Consider the following 21190-nt stretch of genomic DNA (forward strand, 5'->3'; position numbering starts at 1 on the left):
CCGTCGCGGGGCGTACGGTTGCGGGCGATCGGCCCGCCGGCCGGCGGGACGCGACCCGCCCCGCCGCCGTCGCGCCGCACCCCCGGGCGGCTCGTGCCCACGCTCCGCGACGCGCCCACCGGGGTCCCTCAGGAACCACCACGGAAGACCTGGCTGGAGAAGACCGATGCCCGCCCTGCGTTCCCGCGTCACCACCCACGGTCGCAACGCCGCCGGAGCGCGTTCGCTCTGGCGCGCGACCGGCATGGGCGACGACGACTTCGGCAAGCCGATCGTCGCGATCGCCAACTCCTACACCCAGTTCGTGCCCGGCCACGTGCACCTCAAGGACATGGGTGACCTCGTCGCGGGCGCGATCAAGGAGGCGGGCGGGGTCGCCAAGGAGTTCAACACGATCGCCGTCGACGACGGCATCGCGATGGGCCACGGCGGGATGCTCTACTCGCTGCCCAGCCGCGAGATCATCGCCGACGCGGTGGAGTACATGGTCAACGGCCACGCGGCCGACGCCCTGGTGTGCATCTCCAACTGCGACAAGATCACGCCGGGCATGCTGAACGCCGCGATGCGGCTGAACATCCCGACCGTGTTCGTCTCCGGCGGGCCGATGGAGGCCGGCAAGGCGGTCGTCGTCGGCGGGGTCGCGCAGGCACCCACCGACCTGATCACCGCGATCTCGGCGTCGGCGTCGTCCGAGGTGGACGACGCGGGCCTCGCCGAGGTCGAGCGTTCGGCCTGCCCGACCTGCGGGTCCTGCTCCGGGATGTTCACCGCGAACTCGATGAACTGCCTCACCGAGGCGCTCGGGCTGTCCCTGCCGGGCAACGGCTCCACCCTGGCCACGCACGCCGCGCGCCGCGAGCTGTTCCTGAACGCCGGGCGCACCGTGATGGACCTGGCCACCCGCTGGTACCGCGACGACGACGCGTCCGCGCTGCCCCGCAACATCGCCACCCGCGAGGCGTTCGAGAACGCGATGGCGCTCGACGTCGCGATGGGCGGTTCCACGAACACGGTGCTGCACATCCTGGCCGCCGCGCAGGAGGGCGAGATCGACTTCGACCTCGCCGCGATCGACGCGGTCTCCCGCCGGGTGCCGTGCCTGAGCAAGGTCGCGCCGAACTCGGACTACCACATGGAGGACGTCCACCGGGCCGGTGGCATCCCCGCGCTGCTGGGCGAGCTGTGGCGGGCCGGGCTGCTCAACACCGGGGTGCACACGGTGCACTCGCCGTCGCTGGAGCAGTGGCTCACCGAGTGGGACATCCGGTCGTCGGCCCCGTCGGAGACCGCGGTCGAGCTCTACCACGCCGCGCCGGGCGGGGTCCGGACCACGCAGGCGTTCTCGACGGAGAACCGCTGGTCGAGCCTGGACACCGACGCCGCGGGCGGCTGCATCCGCGACCTGGAGCACGCCTACTCCGCCGACGGCGGCCTGGCCGTGCTGCGCGGCAACCTGTCGATCGACGGCGCCGTGATCAAGACCGCGGGCATCCCGGAGGACATCTGGGAGTTCGAGGGCCCGGCCGTCGTGCTGGAGAGCCAGGAGGACGCCGTCTCGGCGATCCTGAAGAAGGAGATCAAGCCCGGCGACGTACTGGTCATCCGTTACGAGGGCCCCTCGGGCGGGCCGGGCATGCAGGAGATGCTGCACCCGACGGCGTTCCTCAAGGGCGCCGGGCTGGGCAAGGTCTGCGCCCTGATCACCGACGGCCGCTTCTCCGGCGGCTCGTCGGGCATCTCGGTCGGCCACATCTCCCCCGAGGCGGCCGCCGGCGGCACGATCGGCCTGGTGGAGAACGGCGACCGGATCCGGCTCGACGTCCGCGCCCGGTCGCTGGAGCTGCTCGTCGACGCCGAGACGCTCGCCGACCGGCGCGCCAAGATGGAGTCCTCGGAGCGGCCGTGGCAGCCGGTCGACCGGCAGCGCGTCGTGTCGAAGGCGCTGCGCGCCTACGCCCACCTGGCGACCAGCGCCGACACCGGGGCGGTCCGCCGCATCCCCTGACCCCGGCACGCACGACGGCCCCGGTCCGCCCTCCTGCGGACCGGGGCCGTTCGCGTCTAGGTTGGTTGTCATGGCTACCGGAACCGGCCTCGGAACCCGTCGACTCGGCGATCTCACCGTCTCCGCCCAGGGCCTGGGCTGTATGGGCATGAGCCAGGCCTACGGCGACACCTCCGACCGCGCCGAGTCGATCGCGACCATCCACCGCGCCCTCGACCTGGGCGTCACCCTGCTCGACACCGCGAACGTCTACGGCGACGGCGCCAACGAGGAGCTCGTGGGCGCCGCGATCGCCGACCGCCGCGACCGCGTGGTCCTGGCGACGAAGTTCGGCATCGTGCGCGACGCGCAGGGCAACCAAAGCGCACAGGGCGACCCGGCCTACGTGCGGCGGTGCGCCGAGGAGTCGCTGCAGCGCCTGGGCGTCGACCACATCGACCTCTACTACCAGCACCGCGTCGACCCGGACACGCCGATCGAGGAGACCGTCGGCGCGCTCGCCGGGCTGATCGAGGAGGGGAAGATCCGCCACTACGGGCTCTCCGAGTGCGGCGCGGACACCGTCCGCCGCGCCCACGCCGTGCACCCGCCCGCCGCGGTGCAGTCGGAGTGGTCGCTGTGGACACGCGACATCGAGGAGTCGGTCGCTCCGACGTGCGCCGAGCTGGGCGTCGGCGTCGTGCCGTTCTCCCCGCTCGGGCGCGGCTTCCTGACCGGCGCGATCACCTCGACCGGGCAGCTCGGCGAGGGCGACATGCGCCGCGGCCTGCCCCGCTTCTCCGACGAGAACATGGCCGCGAACCTGGCCATCGTCGAGGCGCTGACCGCCATCGCGCAGCGCCGCGGGGTCACCGCCGGGCAGCTCGCGCTGGCCTGGGTGCAGAGCCGCGGGGAGCACGTCGTACCGATCCCGGGGACCAAGCGGCGGACCTACCTGGAGCAGAACGTCGAGGCCGCCGCGCTGGAGCTGTCGGCGGACGAGTTGGCCGAGATCGAGGCGGCCGCACCGGCGTCCGCGGTGGCCGGGGAGCGCTACCCGGCGCACCTGCAGCGCAACGTCGGCCGCTGAGCAGGGCTCCCGGCCGCCGTCTCAGCCGGAGGCGGCGGCCGCGGCGCGGCGGTTCCCCGCGGCCGGCGTGGAGTGACGAGGCGGACCCGATGTTTGCCGGTCCCCCCGCGACGGACATCCGTCGGGCAGGAGCGCGACCCGCGCCACCCCGCGACGGAAGGACACCATGACCGCCTACGTGACCACGAACCCCGCCACCGGGAAGACCGAGAGGACGTTCCCCGAGCTCGACGACGCGGCGGTCTCCGACGTCCTGGGCCGCGTCACCGACGCCTACCCCGGGTGGCGCGCGACCCCGGCCGCCGACCGGGCACAGATCCTGGTCCGGGTGGCCGAGGCCTACGAGGCCCGCAGCGACGAGCTGGCCGCGTTGATCGCGACCGAGATGGGCAAGCCCGTCAAGGAGGCCGCGGGCGAGGTCGCACTGGCCGCGTCGATCTACCGCTGGTACGCCGAGCACGGCCCGGACCTGCTGACCCGGGAGACCCTGGACCCGCAGGGCGCGCAGGAGTCGGTGGTGCAGACCGAGCCGATCGGACCGCTGGTCGGGGTCATGCCGTGGAACTTCCCGTACTACCAGGTGGCGCGGTTCGTCGCGCCGAACCTGGTCGTCGGGAACACGATCGTCCTCAAGCACGCCCCGATCTGTGCCGCCTCGGCCGAGGTGATGGACGAGATCTTCCACACCGCGGGTGTCCCCGACGACGTGTACGTCAACGTCTACGCGACCAACGAGCAGATCGCCGACATGATCGCCGACCCGCGGATCCAGGGGATCTCGCTGACCGGCAGCGAGCGGGCCGGGGCCTCGGTCGCCGAGACGGCGGGGCGCAACCTGAAGAAGGCCGTCCTGGAGCTGGGCGGGTCGGACGCGTTCATCGTCCTCGACGACGCCGACGTCGCCCGCACCGCTAAGGTCGCCGCCCGGGCGCGCCTGATGAACGGCGGTCAGGCCTGCAACTCCCCGAAGCGGATGATCGTGCCGACCGACAAGGTCGAGGAGTTCGTGTCGGTGCTGGTCTCGACGTTCGAGGCCACCGAGCACGGCGACCCGACCGACTCCGGCACCCGGCTCGGCCCGCTGTCCTCGGTCGCGGCGCGCGACGGCGTCGCCGAACAGGTGCGCCGCGCCGTCGAGCAGGGCGCCACCCTGCACACCGGCGGCGAGGTACCCGACGGCGACGGCGCGTTCCTCCGCCCGGCCGTACTGACCGGCGTCACGAAGGACATGGACGCCTACTCCGAGGAGATCTTCGGGCCGGTGGCCGTGGTGTACGGCGTCGACTCGGTCGACGAGGCGGTCACACTGGCCAACGACGTGAGCTACGGGCTCAGCGGGTCGGTGTGGAGCGGTGACATCGAGCGCGCGCAGGAGATCGCCGACCGGCTCGAGGTGGGCATGGCCTACGTCAACGAGCACGGCACGACGCTGCCCGGACTGCCCTTCGGCGGGGTGAAGCGCTCCGGCTTCGGTCGCGAGCTGGGCCGCTGGGGCATGGGCGAGTTCGTCAACACCCGGCTGCGTCGCACGGCGAAGCCCCGGGGCTGACGCTCCGGTCCTCGCCGGGATCAGCCGCGGCGGGCCTCGGCGAGCAGGGCGCCCAGTTCGTCGAGGGCCGCGGCGGCCACCCGGACCATCGAGGTGACCCGGTCGGGGTCCTGGTGGTCGGCGGCGAACGGCAGGTACTGCACGTGCGCCGCCGCCCGCGCCCACGCCGTCTCCACCGCGACCATGGCGGGCGGGTCCGGCGCGCCGAGCGCGCTGTGCAGGGTCTCCCGGTAGACCGCGGGCACCGGCGCCGACGGCGCGTCGGCCGGGCCCCCTGCCGGAGGCGCGGCCAGCACCACGACGTCGAGTGACCCCACCGCGACGCGGGCGTTGCCCCAGTCCAGCAGTACCGCACCGGCCGGACCGGCGACGACGTTGCCGCGGTGGGCGTCGCCGTGGCACAGGGTGCGGGGCAGGGCGCGCAGCGCGGTGCGGGCGCGGTCGTCCCCGGCCCAGGTCACGACGGACGCGGCCGCGGTGTCGTGCCCGGCCGCCGTCAGCCGCTCCGCGGCGTGCCCGCACAGCCGCGCCCACCAGGCGTCGTCGACGACCGGGACGCCGCGTGGCCGGTTGCGCCGCCAGTGCGCGTGGACCAGCGCGAGGGTGCGCCACACGTCGTCGGGTACCGGGGCCCCGACCGGCAGCGGCGCGCCGGGCTCGTGGTCGAGCAGCACCCAGCCGTCGCCGGAGCCGAGCATCCGTGGCAGCCGGACGGGCCCGTTCACCACCGCGACCGCACGCAGCGCGGCCGTCTCCACCGCCCCGGTCCGCTTCAGGACGACCGCGGTGCCGTCGTCGAGGTCGATCCGCTCGGCCCCGCCGGAGGCGTACCCGCCGGTCAGCGGCGTGCGTGCCCGCACCGCGAGGTCGCGACGGCGGCGCCGGGCGAGCGGGCGCAGCCAGACGTCGTCGGCAGGGGTCACCGGCGCAGCACGAACAGGACCAGCAGCGCCACCGCGACCGCGACCAGCAGCGACAGCACCGACCACGGCAACGGGCGTCGCTGGTAGGTACGCCCGGCGTCGAGGGCGATCCGCCCGGCCCCGGCGAACACCAGCGCCGCGGCCCCGGCACCGAGCAGCAGGTCCAGCTCCAGGGAGTTCACGCCGTCCGAGGCGAACAGCGGCACCGACAGGGCCGGCACCAGCGCCACCACCACGGCCACGGCCTTCGACGCGAGCAGACCCGCCGCGGCGAAGGGCGTCAGCAGCCCCAGCACGAGCAGCACGCCGAGGACCAGCTGGCCGACCGCGAGCACCCAGGCCAGCGGGCCGGCGAAGGACGTGAACCCGGCGTCGGCGAGCGCGGTCGCGCTGGCGTCGAGGCCGATCCCGCCCGCGACGCCGAACAGCGTGCGTGCCCCCGCCGCGGCGAAGGACGCCCCGACGACCAGCCGCAGCACGAGCAGCCCGATGTCGGAGGAGAGGTGGGCGGGGACCGGCATGCGCTCCGGGCGGGTCTTCTCCGCCGGTTCGTCGCCGGAGATGTTGCCCCAGTCGTACTGCTGCGCGGGCCCGCTCATGGTCGGCGACAGTACCGGCGCGCGCCTAGTAGGCGCCGGTCACGAGGTTCGGCGGCGCGTCACCGGCGGCGAACGCCGCGAGCTGCTCGGCCGCGACGCCGTAGGCCCGACGCATCGCCAGCGGCACGCTGCCTCCGACGTGCGGGGTGAGCAGCAGCCCGGGCGCCGACCACAGCGGGTGGCCCGCGGGGAGCGGCTCGGGGTCGGTGACGTCGACGGCGGCCCGGATCCGTCCCGAGGTCAGCTCCGCGACCAGCGCGTCGGTGTCCACGACCGGCCCGCGGGCGCCGTTGACGAGCAGCGATCCGTCAGGCATGGCGGCCAGGAAGCCGGCGTCGACCATGCCGCGGGTCTCGTCGGTGAGCGGGACGATCAGCACGGTCGCGTCGTGGTGCGGCAGCAGCGCGGGCAGCTCGTCCCAGCCGTGGACGCCGTCGCGGGCGGTGCGCCCGACCAGCGTGGTCTCCACCTCGAAGGGCTCCAGACGGGCCCGGGTCCTCTGCCCGACATCGCCCGCGCCGACGATGAGGATCTTCTTGCCGGCCAGCTCCTCGGTCTGGTGGTAGTCCCACTCGCCGCGGTCCTGGGCACGCACGAAGCGGTCCAGGTGCCGGTAGACGGCCAGCAGCACCGACACCACCCACTCGGCGGTGGCGCCGCCGTGCGCGCCGCGTCCGTCGGAGAGGCCGACGCCCTCCGGCAGCCGCCCGATCCACGTCTCGGCGCCCGCGGTGAGCAGCTGCACCAGCTCCAGGTTCGGGACCCGCTCGACGATCCCGACGGCGTCGGAGCCCGCCAGGAACGGCGCGACCAGCACGCGGGCGTGGGCGGCCTCGTCGGGCAGCGGCTTCTCCGGGTCGTAGACAACCGGGTCCAGTCCGTCCACACCGGACAGGATCTCGGCGCCGACGGTGTGCGGCACCAGGACGGTCACGGGGCTGCTCATGACGCCCGACCGTACTCACCGGGCACTCACCTCGCGGGGCCTAGCCTGGTTCCTCGTGACCGCCCGGCTGCTGCTGATCGTCGCGACGCTCGTCGTGCTTCTGGGCGGCTGCGCCACCTTCCCCGATGCGGGCTCCCGCGACTGGCGCCCGCAGGCCGAGGGAGAGGGCGAGCTCGGCGGGCCGCCGCAGATGGCGCCGGAGGAGCGGACACCGCCGCCGAGCGGGGCGCCGTCGCCGCAGCAGCAGGGGTCCGCGCCGGCGCCGCAGCCGTGCGTCGACCCGGACCCGCAGGTCGTCGCCGCATGTCTGGGCCCGGTCGGGGCGGTGGCGGTGCTCCCGCAGGGCGACCGCGCACTCGTCGCCGAGCGGCGGACCGGGCGGGTGCTCGAGGTCCGCCGCAACGCCACCCCGCAGCCGGTCGCGACCGTGCCGGTCGACCCGGCCGGCGGGCTGACCGGGCTGGTCCTGTCCCCCGGCTACGCCGAGGACCGCCTGCTCTACGCCCTCTCCGAGGGACGGGTCTGGCGGATCGCACCCGGTGAGGCGCCGAAGCCGGTGCTGGAGGGGTTGCCGCCGGGCGGGGCGCTGGCCGTCGACGCCGACGGCTCCTCGCTGCTCGTCGCCACGCCCGCCGGGGCGGGACCGCTCGCCGGGGCGGTGCTGCGGATCGACACCCTGGGCCGTCCGGCCCCGGGCAACCCCGACCGTGCCTCGCCGGTCCTGGCCCGCGGGCTCACCGCGCCGGGCGGGGTGTGCGTCGACCCCGCGGCACGGACCACCTGGGTCACCGACCGCACCCCGGGCCGCGACGTCCTGCACCGCGTCACGCCGGGCACGCTCGGCGCGCCCGCCTGGACCTGGCCGGACCGCCCGGGCGTCGCCGGGTGCACGGTGCTGCCGGGCGCGGTCGTCGTCGCGCAGAGCACCGGCACAGCGCTGTTCGTGCTCAACCCGGGCGCCGAGGGCACCTTCACCGGCGACCCGAAGCCGGTCCTGGAGGGCACCTACGGCCGGATCGGCCCGGTCACCCTCGCCCCGGACGGCCTGCTGTGGCTGGGGACGGTCAACCGCGACGGCGGCGCCCCCGGCGCCACCGACGACCGGGTCGTACGCATCCAGCCGCCGACCGGCGGCGGCGCCAGCGCCATCTGACACCACCCGGTACCGATCCTGCGTCCACGACGCGGCCGGCCGGCCCCTGCGACCCGACCGGTTCCCGCTCGTGGACCAGGCCGCGTTCGACCGGCCTGCAGACGATGTCGGTGATCGACTGTGCGGACAGCCCGGTGGCCGTGGACAGCCCCGCCCGGGACAGGTCGTGCCGGGCGCGCCGCAGCGCGTCCAGCACGACCGCCTGGTTGACGTCGCCGATCCGGGGCAGGTTCGCGCCCCGGCGGGCCCCGGTCAGGTCAGGCCCCGACCCGCTCGACGATCAGCTCCCGGACCCGCTTGGCGTCGGCCTGGCCCTTCGTCGCCTTCATGACCGCACCGACGATCGCCCCGGCGGCCTGGACCTTGCCGCCGCGGATCTTCTCCGCGACGTCGGGCTGCTCGGCCAGCGCCGCGTCGACGGCGGCGATCAGCGCACCCTCGTCGGAGACGACCTTCAGCCCGCGGGCCGCGACGACCTCGTCCGGGCCGCCCTCGCCGTCGAGCACGCCGTCGACGACCTGGCGGGCGAGCTTGTTGGTCAGCTCCCCCGTGGCGACCAGCTCGACCACCCGGGCGACCTGCTCCGGCGTGATCGCGAGGTCGACGAGCTCGACGGAGCGGGTGTTGGCCTGCTGGGCGAGGTAGGACACCCACCAGGAGCGGGCCTCCTGCGACGGTGCACCCGCCGCGACGGTGGCCTCGACCAGCTCCAGCGCGCCGCCGTTGACCAGGTCGCGGATCTCCTCGTCGGAGATGCCCCACTCGGTCTGGATGCGCTTGCGGCGCTCCCAAGGCAGCTCGGGCAGGGTGCCGCGCAGCTCCTCGACCCACTCGGCCGAGGGCGCGATCGGGACCAGGTCGGGCTCCGGGAAGTACCGGTAGTCCTCCGAGGTCTCCTTGCGCCGCCCGGCGCGGGTGTGGCCGGTGGACTCGTCGAAGTGCCGGGTCTCCTGCACGATCTCGCCGCCCGCGTCCAGCACGCCGGCCTGGCGGCTCATCTCGTGCCGGACCGCGCGCTCGACCGACCGCAGCGAGTTGACGTTCTTCGTCTCGGTGCGGGTGCCCAGCGCGCCGCCCTTCGGCGAGAGCGACAGGTTCACGTCGGCACGCATCGAGCCCTGGTCCATCCGGACGTCGGAGACGCCCAGGGACTGGATCAGGTCGCGCAGCGCGGTGACGTAGGCACGCGCCACCTCCGGGGCGCGGGCGCCGGTGTCCGGGATCATCTTCGTGACGATCTCGATCAGCGGGACGCCGGCGCGGTTGTAGTCGAGCAGCGAGTGGTCCGCGCCGTGGATGCGGCCGTCGGCACCGCCCACGTGCAGCGACTTGCCGGTGTCCTCCTCCATGTGCGCGCGCTCGATGCCGATCCGGACGACCTCGCCGTCGTCGAGGGTCAGGTCCAGGAACCCGTCGACGGCGATCGGCTCGTCGTACTGGGAGGTCTGGAAGTTCTTCGGCATGTCCGGGTAGAAGTAGTTCTTCCGGGCGAACCGGCCCCACGGCGCGATCGAGCAGTTCAGCGCCAGGCCGATCCGGATCGCCGACTCCACCGCGGCCCGGTTGACCACCGGCAGCGCGCCGGGCAGGCCCAGGCAGACCGGGCAGACCTGGGTGTTCGGCTCGGCGCCGAACTCCGTCGGGCAGCCGCAGAACATCTTGGTGTTCGTCGACAGCTCGACGTGCACCTCGATGCCCAGGACCGGGTCGAAGCGGGCGACGACGTCGTCGAACTCCACGAGCTCGGGTTCGGTGGTGGTCACCGGGTCACCTCCGGAACACGCGCGATCAGCGGACCGCCCTCGTCGGCGTCGCGGGCGGCCTCGAACGCCGCCCCGACGCGGTACATGACGGCCTCGCCGAGCGCGGGCGCCATGATCTGCAGACCGGTCGGGAGCCCCTCGGAGATCCCGTTGGGCACCGACATGCCCGCCACACCGGCCAGGTTGGTCGGGATGGTGGCCAGGTCGTTCAGGTACATGGCCAGCGGGTCGTCGACCTTGTCCCCGATCGGGAACGGCACGGTCGGCGCGGTCGGCGACACGAGCACGTCGGCCTGGGCGAACGCCGCGTCGAAGTCCCGGCTGATCAGCGTGCGGACCTTCTGCGCCTGCCCGTAGTAGGCGTCGTAGTAGCCGCTGGACAGCGCGTAGGTGCCGAGCATGATCCGCCGCTTGACCTCGGGCCCGAAGCCCTGCTCGCGGGTGTTGGCCATGACCTCCTCCGCGGAGCGGCCCTCGGCCGCGCGCAGGCCGTAGCGCATGGCGTCGAACCGGGCGAGGTTCGACGACACCTCGCTCGGCAGGATCAGGTAGTACGCGGCCATGCCGTACTCGAAGTGCGGGCACCCGACCTCGACGATCTCGGCGCCCAGCTTCTCCAGGCTGCGCAGCGACGCGTCGAACGCCGACCGGACGCCGGGCTGGTAGCCCTCGCCCCCCAGCTCGCGCACGACGCCGACCTTCAGCCCCGACAGGTCACCGGTCGCACCCTGGCGCGCGGCCTCGACCACGGCCGGGACCGGCCGGTCGATCGAGGTCGAGTCGCGCGGGTCGTGGCCGCCGATGACCTCGTGCAGCAGCGCCGCGTCCAGCACGGTACGCGCGCACGGCCCGCCCTGGTCCAGCGACGACGCGCAGGCGACCAGCCCGTAGCGGGAGACCTGGCCGTAGGTGGGCTTGACGCCGACGGTGCCGGTGAACGCGGCGGGCTGGCGGATCGAGCCACCGGTGTCGGTGCCGATCGCCAGCGGCGCCTCGAACGCGGCCAGCGCGGCCGCCGAGCCGCCGCCGGAGCCGCCCGGCACCCGGGAGGTGTCCCACGGGTTGCGGGTGACCCCGTACGCGGAGTGCTCGGTGGACGAGCCCATCGCGAACTCGTCCATGTTGGTCTTGCCCAGGATCGTGATCCCGGCGGCGCGCAGGCGCGCGGTGACCGTCGCGTCGTAGGGCGGCTGCCAGCCCTCGAGGATCCGCGAGCCGCAGGTGGTGGGCATGTCGGAGGTGGTGAACACGTCCTTCAGCGCCAGCGGCACCCCGGCCAGCGGGGACTCCGGCGCCTCGCCCGCGGCGATCCGCTCGTCGACCAGCGCGGCGCCGGCCAGCGCGGACTCGGCTCCGACGTGCAGGAACGCGTGCACCTCGCCGTCGACGGCGGCGATCCGGTCGAGGTGGGCCTGCGCGGCCTCCACGGCGGAGACCTCACGGGAGTGGATCTTCTCGGCGAGCTCGGCGGCGGTCAGCCGGATCAGGTCGCTCACTGCTCCTCCCCCAGGATCCGCGGGACGCGGAAGCGCCCGTCCTCGGCGGCCGGGGCGCCGGCGAGCGCCTGCTCCTGGCTCAGGCCGGGGCGGCGCTCGTCCGGGCGGAAGACGTTCTCCAGCGGGACGGCGTGCGAGGTCGGCGGGATGTCGTCGGCGGCGACCTCCCCGACCCGGGCCACCGACCCGATGATGACGTCGAGCTGGGACGCGAAGGTGTCCAGCTCGGAGTCGGTGACGGCCAGGCGGGCCAGCCGGGCGAGGTGTGCGACCTCGTCCCGGGTGATGACCCCACCCGTCCGCTCCGCGGAATCGGCGGTCATGCCCCTCCTCGAGATGGTGTCCGATGATGACGACGGCGGGTGGACGGTCGTGGCGGTGCCGTGGCAGCGGCGACGACGGTGCGACCGCCGGTCCGGCTGCCGACACGACCCGGTCGCTCCCGCGCGCGCCGGTCTACCCACCGAGTCTATTCCCGCCGGTCCACCGGCCGATCGCCCCCCGGTGACCGGGCGCGCACACCCCGCTGCGGGTGGCGGGTGACCGAGGGCCCCGTGGGTGGCAGGATCATCGTTCCCGCCCGGAACCGCTCCCCGCCGCTCCGGTGCGGTGCATGCGCGTGCCGACGAGGCGCCCGTTGTCGAGGGAGAGGATCCTGTCCGTGTCGTTCCTGCTCCGGGTCGTCCTCCCGGACAAGCCCGGCAATCTCGGCGCCGTCGCGTCCGCACTCGGCGGGGCCGGGGCGGACATCCTGAGCGTGGACGTCGTGGAGCGTGGCGACGGCCAGGCGGTCGACGACATCGCCGTCGAGCTGCCGACCAACCGGCCGCCGGACGTGCTCATCACCGCTGCCGAGTCGGTGCCCGGGGTGTCGGTGGAGTCGGTGCGCCCGCACACCGGGCAGCTGGACACCCACCGCGAGCTGGAGCTGCTCGACGAGATCGCCGGCGACCACGCGCACGGGCTCGACCTGCTCGCCGCCGAGGTACCGAGACTGTTCCGCGCAGGGTGGGCGCTCGTCGCGGTCAGCGAGCACGGCCGCTCCTACCGGATCGCGGAGAGCTCCGCGGCGCCCGAGACCCGGTCCGGGGACCTGCCCTGGCTGCCGCTGGACCGGGCGATCGCCCTCGACGAGAGCCACTGGGTGCCGGAGCCCTGGCGGGCGATGGACACCGAACTGGCCGCCGCGCCGTTCGGGACCGGGGTACCACCGAAGACGCTGGTGGTCGGGCGGCCGGGTGGGCCGGTGTTCCGGCCGTCGGAGCTGGCGCGGCTGGCGCACCTGGCCGGGATCGTCGCGACGGTCCTGAAGGCCTGACCCGCCGCGCCACCGCACCCCTCCGCAGGCCCCGGGCCCGGGCCCGGGGGCCTGCTCCCAGGGGAACTTTCGTAGCGCTCTAAGCCACGAGAGTTCCCCTGGGAGCAGCGCCGGGAGTGGACGAGCGGCCGGGGCGACGGCCCGGCGGGTCAGACCCGGATCGACAGGGCGGTGCGGACGAGGTCGTCGTTGCCGGTCGCGAGCCAGCCGTCGGGACGCACCAGGACGTCCTCGAAGCCGATCCGGGTGTCGATGTTGACCCGGGTCGCGTACTCCAGCACCGGCCAGGCGCCCTCCTCCTCGCCGTGCAGCAGCACGGGGACGGGGGGCTGACCGAGGGCGCGCAGGATCCGGATGCCCTCGGCGACGGCGGTCTCGGGGTCGATCACCGTCGACTCCGCGATCACCCGCCGGGTCCCCGGGGGCAGCCCGTTCTGGCGGAGGGTGACGGCGTCGCCGCTGGTCCAGACGCCGAGCTCGACGGCGATGCCGACCGACCACGCGGCGTGGCAGACCTCGGTCCAGCCGAGCTCGTGCACGTTGACGCCGCACACGTCGGGCTTGCCGGAGCCGAGCCGGCCCCAGGACAGGACGGTCTCGACACGGTCCTTCGGGTCGGGCTGGATCCAGCGCCCGGTCGGGACGCCGATCTCGATGCCCGGGGCCTCCTGGCGGATCAGCGACACGACGTCGCCGACCACGGCGGGTTCGATCGACTCGGCACCGCTGTCGTCGCGCGGGTGCACGTGCACCGAGGTGACGCCGAGCCGGGCGACGGCCCGGGCGTCGCGGGCGAGGTGGCGGGCCAGGGTCGGCAGCGCCGGGTGCGCGTCCGCCGGTCGTGAGCCGTTGAGCGCCGCCTGCAACACCGTGTGTTCCCCGATCCGAGTGGTCGTCCTCCGGCCGGGAGGACCCCGCCGTGCGACCGAGAGTAGGCGGTGATCGACCGCGGCCCGCGGCCGGGCGCGCGCGCGGGCGGGGGACGTCGACGTCCGGCTACCGGGCCGCGCCGGACGTCGAACACGCCCGGTGAGTGGTCGCTCACTGTCGGCGTGGCGCACGCCGTGTCGCCGGACGGGACGGGCCGGCCGGGTGCCCGGGCCGGCGGTCAGGCGTCGGCGGCCTGCTCGCGGGCCGCGTCGGGACCGCGGTCGAGCAGGACCGAGAACCCGGCCTCGTCCAGCACCGGCACCCCGAGCTCGACGGCCTTCTCGTACTTCGAGCCGGGTGCCTCTCCCGCGACGACGAACGCCGTCTTCTTCGACACCGACCCGGCCGCGCGCCCGCCGCGGGCCATGATCGCCTCCTTGGCCTCGTCGCGGGACCAGTTCTCCATCGAGCCGGTGATCACGATCGAGAGGCCCTCCAGGAAGCGGGGCACCGAGTCGTCGACCTCGTCCTCCATCGCGACGCCCGCCGCCCGCCACTTCTGCACCACCTCGCGGTGCCAGTCGACGGAGAACCAGTCCCGCACCGCCGCCGCGATGGTCGGGCCCACGCCGTCGACCCCGGCGATCGGGGCGAGCGCCTCGGCCACGGCCTTCGCCCGGGCGCGCGCGGCCGCCCGCTCCTGCTTCGCGGCCTCGGCGGCCGCGGCGTCCGCCTCGTCGGCGTTCTCGTCGGCGTTCTCCGCGCCGTCCACACCCTCGGCGCCGTCCACGGCCTGCGGGGAGTCCGCCGCCCCGGCCGCGGCCTCCGCCTCCGCGGTCTCGACGTCGCCGGCCGCCTCGGCGGCGGCACCCTCGGCCGTCGGCGCCGCGGCCTCGGCCGCGGCGTCGTCCTCCCCCGCCGTCCCGTCGGAGACGATCGCGACCCCGGCCGCCTCGGTGTCCGCCTTCGCCTGCGCCGCGGAGCGTTCCAGGGCCTCCATCGAGCCGAACTCACGGCCCAGCGCCTGCGCGGCGGTCGGCCCGACGTGGCGGATCGACAGTCCCACCAGCACCCGCCACAGCGGCCGGTCCTTCGCCGCCTCCAGGTTCGTGAGCAGCTTGCGGCCGTTGACCGTCAGCTCGCCCTTCTGGTTGCGGAACAGCTCGGTCCGCAGCAGGTCGTCCTCGGTCAGGGCGAACACGTCACCCTCGTCGGTCAGCACGCCCGAGGTCAGCAGCGCCACCGCGGCCTCGTAGCCGAGCCCCTCGATGTCGAACGCGCCGCGGCCCGCGACGTGGAACAGCCGCTCCCGCAGCTGAGCCGGGCAGGAGCGGGCGTTCGGACAGCGCCGGTCGACGTCGCCCGCCTTCTGCTGCACGAGCGCGGTGCCGCACTCGGGGCAGTGCGTCGGCATCACGAACTCGCGCTCGGAACCGTCGCGCACGTCGGTGACCGGGCCCAGCACCTCGGGGATGACGTCGCCCGCCTTGCGGATGACCACCCGGTCGCCGATCAGCACGCCCTTGCGGCGTACCTCGTCGGCGTTGTGCAGGGTCGCCATCTCGACCGTGGACCCGGCGACCTTCACCGGCTCCATCACCGCGAACGGGGTGACCCGGCCGGTGCGCCCGACGTTGACCCGGATGTCGAGCAGCCGCGTGGTGGCCTGCTCCGGTGGGTACTTGTAGGCGATCGCCCAGCGCGGGAACCGGGAGGTCGCACCGAGTCTGCGCTGCAGCGCCACCTCGTCGACCTTCACCACGACGCCGTCGATCTCGTGCTCGACGTCGTGCCGGTGCTCGCCCCAGTGCTCGACGTACTCGATCACCTTCTCGATGCCCCGCAGCACGGTCGTGCGCGGGGAGATCGGCAGACCCCAGGCGACCAGCGCGTCGTAGGCGTGGGACTGGGTGTCGGGGGTGAACCCCTCCCGCTTGCCGAGGCCGTGGCAGATCAGCCGCAGGTTGCGCGAGCCGGTGACCCGGGGGTCCTTCTGCCGCAGCGAGCCGGCCGCGGTGTTGCGGGGGTTCGCGAACGGCTCCTTGCCCGCCTCGACCAGCGAGGCGTTGAGCCGCTCGAAGTCCTCCAGCCGGAAGTAGACCTCGCCCCGGACCTCGACGAGTCCCGGCACCGGGAACTCGTCGGTGGCGGTGAGCTGCTCGGGCACCTCGGCGAGGGTGTGCATGTTGAGCGTGATGTCCTCGCCGGTGCGCCCGTCACCGCGGGTCAGCGCGCGGGTGAGCCGCCCGTCGGTGTAGAGCAGGTTCACCGCCAGTCCGTCGATCTTGAGCTCGCACAGGTAGTGCAGGTCCTCGCCGACCTCCTTCGTCACCCGCTCCTGCCAGGTGCGCAGGTCGTCGGGCGAGAAGGCGTTGTCCAGCGACAGCATCCGCTCGAGATGGTCGTGGGCGGTGAAGTCGGTGGAGAACGTGCCGCCGACGCGCTGGCTCGGCGAGTCCGGCGTGACCAGCTCGGGGTGCGCCTCCTCCAGCGCGAGCAGCTCGTGCCACAGTTCGTCGAACTGGCCGTCGGAGACGACCGGCGCGTCCAGCACGTAGTACCGGAACTGGTGGTCGGCCACCTCGGCCGCCAGCTGCGCGTGGCGCTCGCGGGCCTGCGGGGCGTCGGACTGGGAGCTCACGACGCGCAGGTTAGCGGCGACCCCCGACAGCCACCCGTCGCCGAGGGTTCCCGGACGGGTGGCGGGCCGGGTCCGGTACCGCGGGCGCCGCCCGGCGGGGTGGCCGCGGCACCCCTACCGTGGCGGGGTGGACCAGGCCGCCGTGGAACTCGCGCACCGGATGTTCGACCTGGCCCGCGAGGGTGCGGCGGAGCAGCTGGCCGCCTACCTCGACGCGGGCGTCCCGGTCGGGCTGACCGACCCCAAGGGCGACACCCTGCTGATCCTCGCCGCCTACTACGGCCACGACGCGGTCGTCGCCGATCTGCTGGCCCGCGGCGCGACGCCGGACCACACCAACGACCGCGGCCAGACCGCGCTCGCCGCCGCGCTGTTCGCCCGGTCGGCGCCGTCGGTGACCGCGCTGCTCGCCGCGGGCGCCGACCCGCATCACGGCAGCCCGTCGGCGTGGGCGACCGTCGAGCACTTCGACCTGCCCGACATGCGGGCGCTGCTGGAAGCGGGGGCCTGAGCCGTGCTGCGGCTGGGGTTCCCGGTCGTCGGCGTCGCCGATCTCGACCGGGCCGCCGCGTTCTGGGCCGCTGCGCTGCACCTGCAGGTCTCCGAGGAGTGGGCGAGCCCCTCCTGGCGCACCCTGACCGGCCCCGGCGGCGACCGGGTACTCGGCCTGATGCACAGTGCCTCCCCACCCGAGCCCAGGCCCCGCCTGCACCTGGACCTCCTGGTCGACACCACCGACGAGCAGGAGGCCGAGGTCGCGCGGCTCGGATCGCTGGGGGCGACCCTGCCCGACTGGGACGGCTACCCCGCCGAGCCCGACTTCGTCGTCCTCGCCGACCCCGACGGCAACGTGTTCTGCGTGGTCGACCTGAGCCGGGCGCCGTCCTCGGAGGCTGTCGGTGGCGGCGCCTAGAATGCGGGTGTGAGCACCACCGAGAGCGACGCCCGGCAGCCCGGATCCGCCACCGACGCACGCGTCGTCGGCGAGACCGCCCGCCGGCGCACGTTCGCGGTGATCTCCCACCCCGACGCGGGCAAGTCGACCCTCACCGAGGCGCTGGCGCTGCACGCGGAGGTCATCGACTCCGCGGGTGCGGTGCACGGCAAGTCCGGCCGCAAGGGCGTCACCTCGGACTGGATGGAGATGGAGCGCGCCCGCGGCATCTCGGTGTCCTCGGCGGTGCTGCAGTTCGCCTACCGCGACTGTGTGATCAACCTGCTCGACACCCCCGGCCACGGCGACTTCTCCGAGGACACCTACCGGGTGCTCGCCGCCGTCGACGCCGCGGTGATGCTGCTCGACGCCGCGAAGGGCCTCGAGCCGCAGACCCTCAAGCTCTTCGACGTCTGCCGCTCGCGCGGTGTCCCGATCGTCACCTTCGTCAACAAGTGGGACCGGCCCGGCCGCGAGGCCCTGGAGCTGCTCGACGAGGTCGAGCAGACCATCGGCCTGCGCCCGATGCCGCTGACCTGGCCGCTGGGCATCGCCGGGCAGTTCAAGGGGCTCATCGAGCGCACCACCGGCGAGTACACCGCGTTCACCCGCGCCGCGGGCGGCGCGACCAAGGCCACCGCGCACGTCGTCGACGCCGAGACGATCGCCGCGCAGGAGCCGGAGTACTGGCAGAACGCGCAGGACGAGCTGGGCCTGCTCGACGAGATCGGCGCCGGGTTCGACGAGGAGGGCTTCCGCTCCGGCAAGGCCACCCCGGTGCTGTTCGGGTCGGCGCTGTCGAACATCGGCGTCGCCCGGCTGCTCGACTCGCTGGTCGACCTGGCCCCGCCGCCCGCCCCCCGCCCGGACGTGAAGGGCGACGACCGCCCGCTCGAGGCGCCCACCTCCGGACTGATCTTCAAGGTCCAGGCCGGCATGGACAAGGCGCACCGCGACCGGATGGCGTTCCTGCGGATCTGCTCGGGCCGGTTCGAGCGCGGCATGGTGCTCACCCACGCCGCGACCGGCAAGCCGTTCGCCACCAAGTACGCGCAGTCGGTGTTCGGCGCCGAGCGCAAGACCGTCGAGGAGGCCTTCCCCGGCGACATCGTCGGCCTGGTCAACGCCACCGCCCTGCGCCCCGGCGACACCCTCTACGCCGCCGACCCGGTCGAGTTCCCGTCGATCCCGGCGTTCGCCCCGGAGCACTTCGCGGTGATCCGTGCGAAGGACGCAGGCAAGTACAAGCAGTTCCGCAAGGGGATCGAGCAGCTCGGCAACGAGGCGGTCATCCAGATCCTGCGCTCGGACCTGCGCGGCGACCAGGCGCCGGTGCTCGCCGCGGTCGGGCCGCTGCAGTTCGACGTCGTCACCACGCGGCTGGAGACCGAGTTCAACGCCCCGGTCACCCTCGACCGGCTGCCGTACCAGATCGCGCGCCTGGTCGACCCCGAGGCGGTCGAGGCGCTGGCCGGGCAGTCCGAGTGCGAGGTCCTGCGACGCGCCTCGGACGGCGAGCACCTCGCGCTGTTCACCAACAAGTGGCGGATGGACATCATCCAGCGCAAGTTCCCCGACATGCGGTTCGAGGCCATGCCCGCCGGGTCGTCGATCTCCTGATCCGCTGAGCACCGTCGCCGCGGTCGGGGCCGCGCTGCTCGCGGCGCTGCTGTTCGCGCTCGCCGCCGTCGCCCAGCAGACCTCGGCGGCGGCGGACCCGCACGACCGCGGCACGGCGATGCTCGCCCGGCTGGTCCGCGACCCGCGTTGGCTCGCCGGCTCGCTGGGTGACACGGTGGCGTTCGCGATGCAGGCCGTTGCGCTCGGGTTCGGGTCGCTGCTGCTGGTGCAGCCGCTCATCGTGACCCAGCTGGTGTTCGCGCTGCCGCTGGCCGCGTGGTGGGCCGGGCGGCGCCCGTCGCGCCGGGGGCTGGTCTGGGCCGCGGTGCTGGTGGTGGCGCTGGTGCTGTTCGTGACCGTCGGCGAGCCGACCGCCGGGGTCGACCGGACGGGCCTCGCGGCCTGGGCGCCGACCGGGTCGGTGCTGCTCGTGCTGTTCGCCGCGTGCCTCGTCGCGGCCCGGAGCGCGACCGGCACCGCCCGGGCGCTGCTGCTCGCCGCGGCGACCGGGATCGCCTACGGCGTCGTCGCCGCGCTCACCCTCGGCGTGGTCGACACGCTGTCCGACGGGCTCGTCGCGCTGCTGACGTCGTGGGAGACCTGGGCGCTCGCGGTCGCCGTCGTCGGGGGCACGCTGCTGCAGCAGACCGCGTTCCAGGCCGGCGCGCTCGGGGCCTCGCTGCCGGCGGTGGTCGTCGGGGAACCGGTGGTCGCGGCGGTCGTCGGGGTGACCGTGCTCGACGAGCGGCTGGCCACCGGCGGGGCGGGGTGGCTGCTCGTCGCGGTGCTGGTGGTCGTGCTCGTGGTGGCGACGGTCGCGCTGGCGCGGGCGAGCGCGGGATCCGGGGAGCGGTCAGGGGTCCTCGACACCGGCGAGCAGGCGTCGTAGCAACCCGTCGAGGAGAGTGCGGTCGTCCGGGCCGAGCGGGCCGAGGATCCGCCGCTCGTCGTCGACGTGGTCGGCGACGGCCCGGTCGACGAGCTCGCGGCCGGGGTCGGTGAGGCGGGCCAGGATGCTGCGGAGGTTCTCCGGGTCGAGGCTGCGCGTGGTCGAGCCGGTGGGGCGTCGCGGCCGGGGACAGCATGAGCGCGCGGCTGAGGCCGGCGAGCACGCGTCGCGGACTCGCGGACCGGCGGAAGACGATCTACCGCCGGGCCTGTGATGGACCGGGCAGCCGAGGACATCCGCCTGGCCACCACCGACCCGTCGGTCACGTACCGGCGATCGCGGCGACACACCTCCGAGGCACGGCAGGGTGCGCGACCCGGGCCACCTGCGCGCAGCCTCCCGCCGCGCCATCGCCCACCACACCGCCGGAGGACCCGAACCATCTCGCATCGGAACTACTTGCCTGAGCGGCAACTAGCTGGCACGCTCGACCCCGACGACACCGATGGGGGCTCGGATGGACACTCCGGACGCACGACGAGCGACCGAGGCGCTTCAGGAGATCGAGGCGGCACGACGGGCCGTGGACACCGCAGACCGGCGCTCTCGGCCCGCGGTCCTGATCGCCACCGCCGCGCTCACCGTGCTCGACTTCGCTGCGAAGGACCACCTGCCGCGACGCGGTCAGCGGGTCGTCACCGCGGTCGCCCTCGCCGGCGTGCTCGGCGTCTCACTCGCCGACGTGCGTTCCACTCCGGTCGTCGTCTATGCGGCCGCTGACGGACCCGCCCCGGGCAGGGCCGCGGCGTTGTTCGGAGCCTCCATCGGCTGGTTCGCGGCCGAGCGGGTGGCCGTCGCCCTCCTACGACGCAGCCGGCTGCGCCGCCCGAACACCGCCGCCGGGATCCTCCTCGGCGTGTCACGCCCGCTCGGGAGCGTCCTCGTCACCCGGATCCTGCCACGCGCCGGTCGCGATGCCTGAGGACTCTCCCGACACCCGACTGGTCCCGCTGCTCCTGGACCCGACCCGCCTGCGTGTGGTCGCGACACTCCTCGCCGCAGGCGAGGTCGAGTTCGCGTTCGTCCGCGACAGGGTCGGACTGAGCGACTCCGCGCTGTCGAAGCAGGTCAAGGCCCTGTCCGACGCCGGCGTGGTGACCTCGCGGCGGGAGCCGCACGGGCCCGCGCGCCGGACGTGGCTGCGGCTCAGCCCGGACGGGCGACGGCAGGTCGAGGTCCACGTCGGCGCGTTGCGCGACATCGCCGGTGGCGCCGACGGGTCCGGATCCGGGTGACGCGCCGCGCCGGGTAGAAGGAACCGCGACCGTCGGCCGGTGGGACACGGCCCCCGCTCCGGGCGACACCCGACGGCGTCGGGCGTCGACGCTTCTGCACCGCGCGGGGAGCAGGGT

19 protein-coding genes are annotated in these 21190 nt (G+C 74.4%); 11 read left to right on the forward strand and 8 right to left on the reverse strand.

What is annotated here, in order from left to right; genetic code table 11:
• Positions 1 to 166 precede the first annotated feature (166 nt).
• The 3 genes from ilvD (at position 167) to NH602_RS07310 (ending at position 4626) form a co-directional block, all read left to right on the forward strand.
• Entirely contained in the window at positions 167 to 2008 is a 1842-nt protein-coding gene (gene ilvD / locus NH602_RS07300) for a dihydroxy-acid dehydratase (RefSeq protein ID WP_179761990.1), read from the forward strand.
• Positions 2009 to 2078: 70 nt separating this feature from the next.
• The gene (locus tag NH602_RS07305) at positions 2079 to 3077 is read left to right on the forward strand and encodes an aldo/keto reductase (RefSeq protein WP_253067383.1); all 999 of its coding nucleotides are present in this window, start codon (positions 2079 to 2081) and stop codon (positions 3075 to 3077) included.
• A 166-nt stretch (positions 3078 to 3243) separates the two neighbouring features.
• Positions 3244 to 4626: an NAD-dependent succinate-semialdehyde dehydrogenase gene (locus NH602_RS07310; protein ID WP_073578435.1), complete on the forward strand. Its 1383-nt coding sequence runs from the start codon at positions 3244 to 3246 to the stop codon at positions 4624 to 4626.
• A gap of 20 nt (positions 4627 to 4646) precedes the next feature.
• On the opposite strand, the gene NH602_RS07315 is transcribed toward NH602_RS07310, so the two are convergent.
• From NH602_RS07315 to NH602_RS07325, 3 genes are read right to left on the reverse strand one after another with little or no spacing between them, the layout of a single operon-like run.
• A complete protein-coding gene (locus NH602_RS07315) occupies positions 4647 to 5549 on the reverse strand; it encodes a phosphotransferase (protein ID WP_179761989.1) in 903 nt (300 codons plus the stop codon).
• Complete coding sequence (locus NH602_RS07320) at positions 5546 to 6148, reverse strand: DoxX family membrane protein (RefSeq protein WP_253067384.1); 603 nt, start codon at positions 6146 to 6148, stop codon at positions 5546 to 5548. Before NH602_RS07320 ends, NH602_RS07315 begins: the two co-directional genes overlap by 4 nt.
• A gap of 25 nt (positions 6149 to 6173) precedes the next feature.
• Positions 6174 to 7094, reverse strand: a complete 921-nt coding sequence (locus NH602_RS07325; RefSeq protein ID WP_073578438.1) for a 2-hydroxyacid dehydrogenase — start codon at positions 7092 to 7094, stop codon at positions 6174 to 6176.
• A 55-nt stretch (positions 7095 to 7149) separates the two neighbouring features.
• Between NH602_RS07325 and NH602_RS07330 the strand changes: the two genes are divergently transcribed.
• Positions 7150 to 8247 (forward strand): glucose dehydrogenase, encoded by a 1098-nt coding sequence (locus NH602_RS07330; RefSeq protein ID WP_253067385.1) that lies wholly within the window; start codon positions 7150 to 7152, stop codon positions 8245 to 8247.
• Positions 8248 to 8504: 257 nt separating this feature from the next.
• Here the strand turns inward: NH602_RS07330 and gatB are convergent, their stop codons facing one another.
• From gatB to gatC, 3 genes are read right to left on the reverse strand one after another with little or no spacing between them, the layout of a single operon-like run.
• Positions 8505 to 10010 (reverse strand): Asp-tRNA(Asn)/Glu-tRNA(Gln) amidotransferase subunit GatB, encoded by a 1506-nt coding sequence (gatB, locus tag NH602_RS07335; protein WP_073578439.1) that lies wholly within the window; start codon positions 10008 to 10010, stop codon positions 8505 to 8507.
• Entirely contained in the window at positions 10007 to 11506 is a 1500-nt protein-coding gene (gatA, locus tag NH602_RS07340; RefSeq protein ID WP_073578440.1) for an Asp-tRNA(Asn)/Glu-tRNA(Gln) amidotransferase subunit GatA, read from the reverse strand. Before gatA ends, gatB begins: the two co-directional genes overlap by 4 nt.
• On the reverse strand, positions 11503 to 11829 hold the full coding sequence (gene gatC / locus NH602_RS07345) for an Asp-tRNA(Asn)/Glu-tRNA(Gln) amidotransferase subunit GatC (RefSeq protein ID WP_020622204.1): 327 nt from the start codon (positions 11827 to 11829) through the stop codon (positions 11503 to 11505). The genes gatA and gatC overlap by 4 nt, the downstream gene beginning before the upstream one ends.
• Before the next feature lie 338 nt (positions 11830 to 12167).
• Between gatC and NH602_RS07350 the strand changes: the two genes are divergently transcribed.
• Positions 12168 to 12824 carry an amino acid-binding protein gene (locus NH602_RS07350; protein WP_073578441.1) on the forward strand — a complete coding sequence of 219 codons (657 nt, stop codon included), beginning with the start codon at positions 12168 to 12170 and terminating at the stop codon, positions 12822 to 12824.
• Positions 12825 to 12973: 149 nt separating this feature from the next.
• Here NH602_RS07350 and NH602_RS07355 read toward each other — a convergent pair whose 3' ends face one another.
• Complete coding sequence (locus NH602_RS07355; RefSeq protein WP_062397181.1) at positions 12974 to 13693, reverse strand: 3-keto-5-aminohexanoate cleavage protein; 720 nt, start codon at positions 13691 to 13693, stop codon at positions 12974 to 12976.
• A gap of 239 nt (positions 13694 to 13932) precedes the next feature.
• Positions 13933 to 16335 carry an NAD-dependent DNA ligase LigA gene (gene ligA, locus NH602_RS07360; protein WP_253067386.1) on the reverse strand — a complete coding sequence of 801 codons (2403 nt, stop codon included), beginning with the start codon at positions 16333 to 16335 and terminating at the stop codon, positions 13933 to 13935.
• Positions 16336 to 16462: 127 nt separating this feature from the next.
• On the opposite strand from ligA, the gene NH602_RS07365 reads away from it, so the two are divergent.
• The 6 genes from NH602_RS07365 (at position 16463) to NH602_RS07390 (ending at position 21073) form a co-directional block, all read left to right on the forward strand.
• Positions 16463 to 16846: an ankyrin repeat domain-containing protein gene (locus NH602_RS07365; protein WP_253067387.1), complete on the forward strand. Its 384-nt coding sequence runs from the start codon at positions 16463 to 16465 to the stop codon at positions 16844 to 16846.
• 3 nt (positions 16847 to 16849) lie between these two features.
• Positions 16850 to 17248 carry a VOC family protein gene (locus NH602_RS07370; RefSeq protein ID WP_100878547.1) on the forward strand — a complete coding sequence of 133 codons (399 nt, stop codon included), beginning with the start codon at positions 16850 to 16852 and terminating at the stop codon, positions 17246 to 17248.
• Positions 17249 to 17257: 9 nt separating this feature from the next.
• Positions 17258 to 18889 (forward strand): peptide chain release factor 3, encoded by a 1632-nt coding sequence (locus NH602_RS07375; RefSeq protein ID WP_073578444.1) that lies wholly within the window; start codon positions 17258 to 17260, stop codon positions 18887 to 18889.
• 34 nt (positions 18890 to 18923) lie between these two features.
• Positions 18924 to 19778, forward strand: a complete 855-nt coding sequence (locus NH602_RS07380; protein ID WP_256494097.1) for a DMT family transporter — start codon at positions 18924 to 18926, stop codon at positions 19776 to 19778.
• 517 nt (positions 19779 to 20295) lie between these two features.
• On the forward strand, positions 20296 to 20760 hold the full coding sequence (locus NH602_RS07385; RefSeq protein WP_253067388.1) for a hypothetical protein: 465 nt from the start codon (positions 20296 to 20298) through the stop codon (positions 20758 to 20760).
• On the forward strand, positions 20753 to 21073 hold the full coding sequence (locus NH602_RS07390) for a transcriptional regulator (protein WP_253067389.1): 321 nt from the start codon (positions 20753 to 20755) through the stop codon (positions 21071 to 21073). Before NH602_RS07385 ends, NH602_RS07390 begins: the two co-directional genes overlap by 8 nt.
• Positions 21074 to 21190 lie beyond the last annotated feature (117 nt).

It is taken from the genome of Pseudonocardia sp. McavD-2-B (genome assembly GCF_024124365.1).
Taxonomy (GTDB): domain Bacteria; phylum Actinomycetota; class Actinomycetes; order Mycobacteriales; family Pseudonocardiaceae; genus Pseudonocardia; species Pseudonocardia alni.

What these genes read in the sequence shown, in the direction of transcription:
- gatC (WP_020622204.1), bottom strand. Translation starts at nt 11,829, where the DNA reads ATGACCGCCGATTCCGCGGAGCGGACGGGTGGGGTCATCACCCGGGAC.
- NH602_RS07305 (WP_253067383.1), top strand. Translation starts at nt 2,079, where the DNA reads ATGGCTACCGGAACCGGCCTCGGAACCCGTCGACTCGGCGATCTCACC.
- NH602_RS07325 (WP_073578438.1), bottom strand. Translation starts at nt 7,094, where the DNA reads ATGAGCAGCCCCGTGACCGTCCTGGTGCCGCACACCGTCGGCGCCGAG.
- NH602_RS07385 (WP_253067388.1), top strand. Translation starts at nt 20,296, where the DNA reads ATGGACACTCCGGACGCACGACGAGCGACCGAGGCGCTTCAGGAGATC.
- NH602_RS07310 (WP_073578435.1), top strand. Translation starts at nt 3,244, where the DNA reads ATGACCGCCTACGTGACCACGAACCCCGCCACCGGGAAGACCGAGAGG.
- NH602_RS07390 (WP_253067389.1), top strand. Translation starts at nt 20,753, where the DNA reads ATGCCTGAGGACTCTCCCGACACCCGACTGGTCCCGCTGCTCCTGGAC.
- NH602_RS07320 (WP_253067384.1), bottom strand. Translation starts at nt 6,148, where the DNA reads ATGAGCGGGCCCGCGCAGCAGTACGACTGGGGCAACATCTCCGGCGAC.
- ilvD (WP_179761990.1), top strand. Translation starts at nt 167, where the DNA reads ATGCCCGCCCTGCGTTCCCGCGTCACCACCCACGGTCGCAACGCCGCC.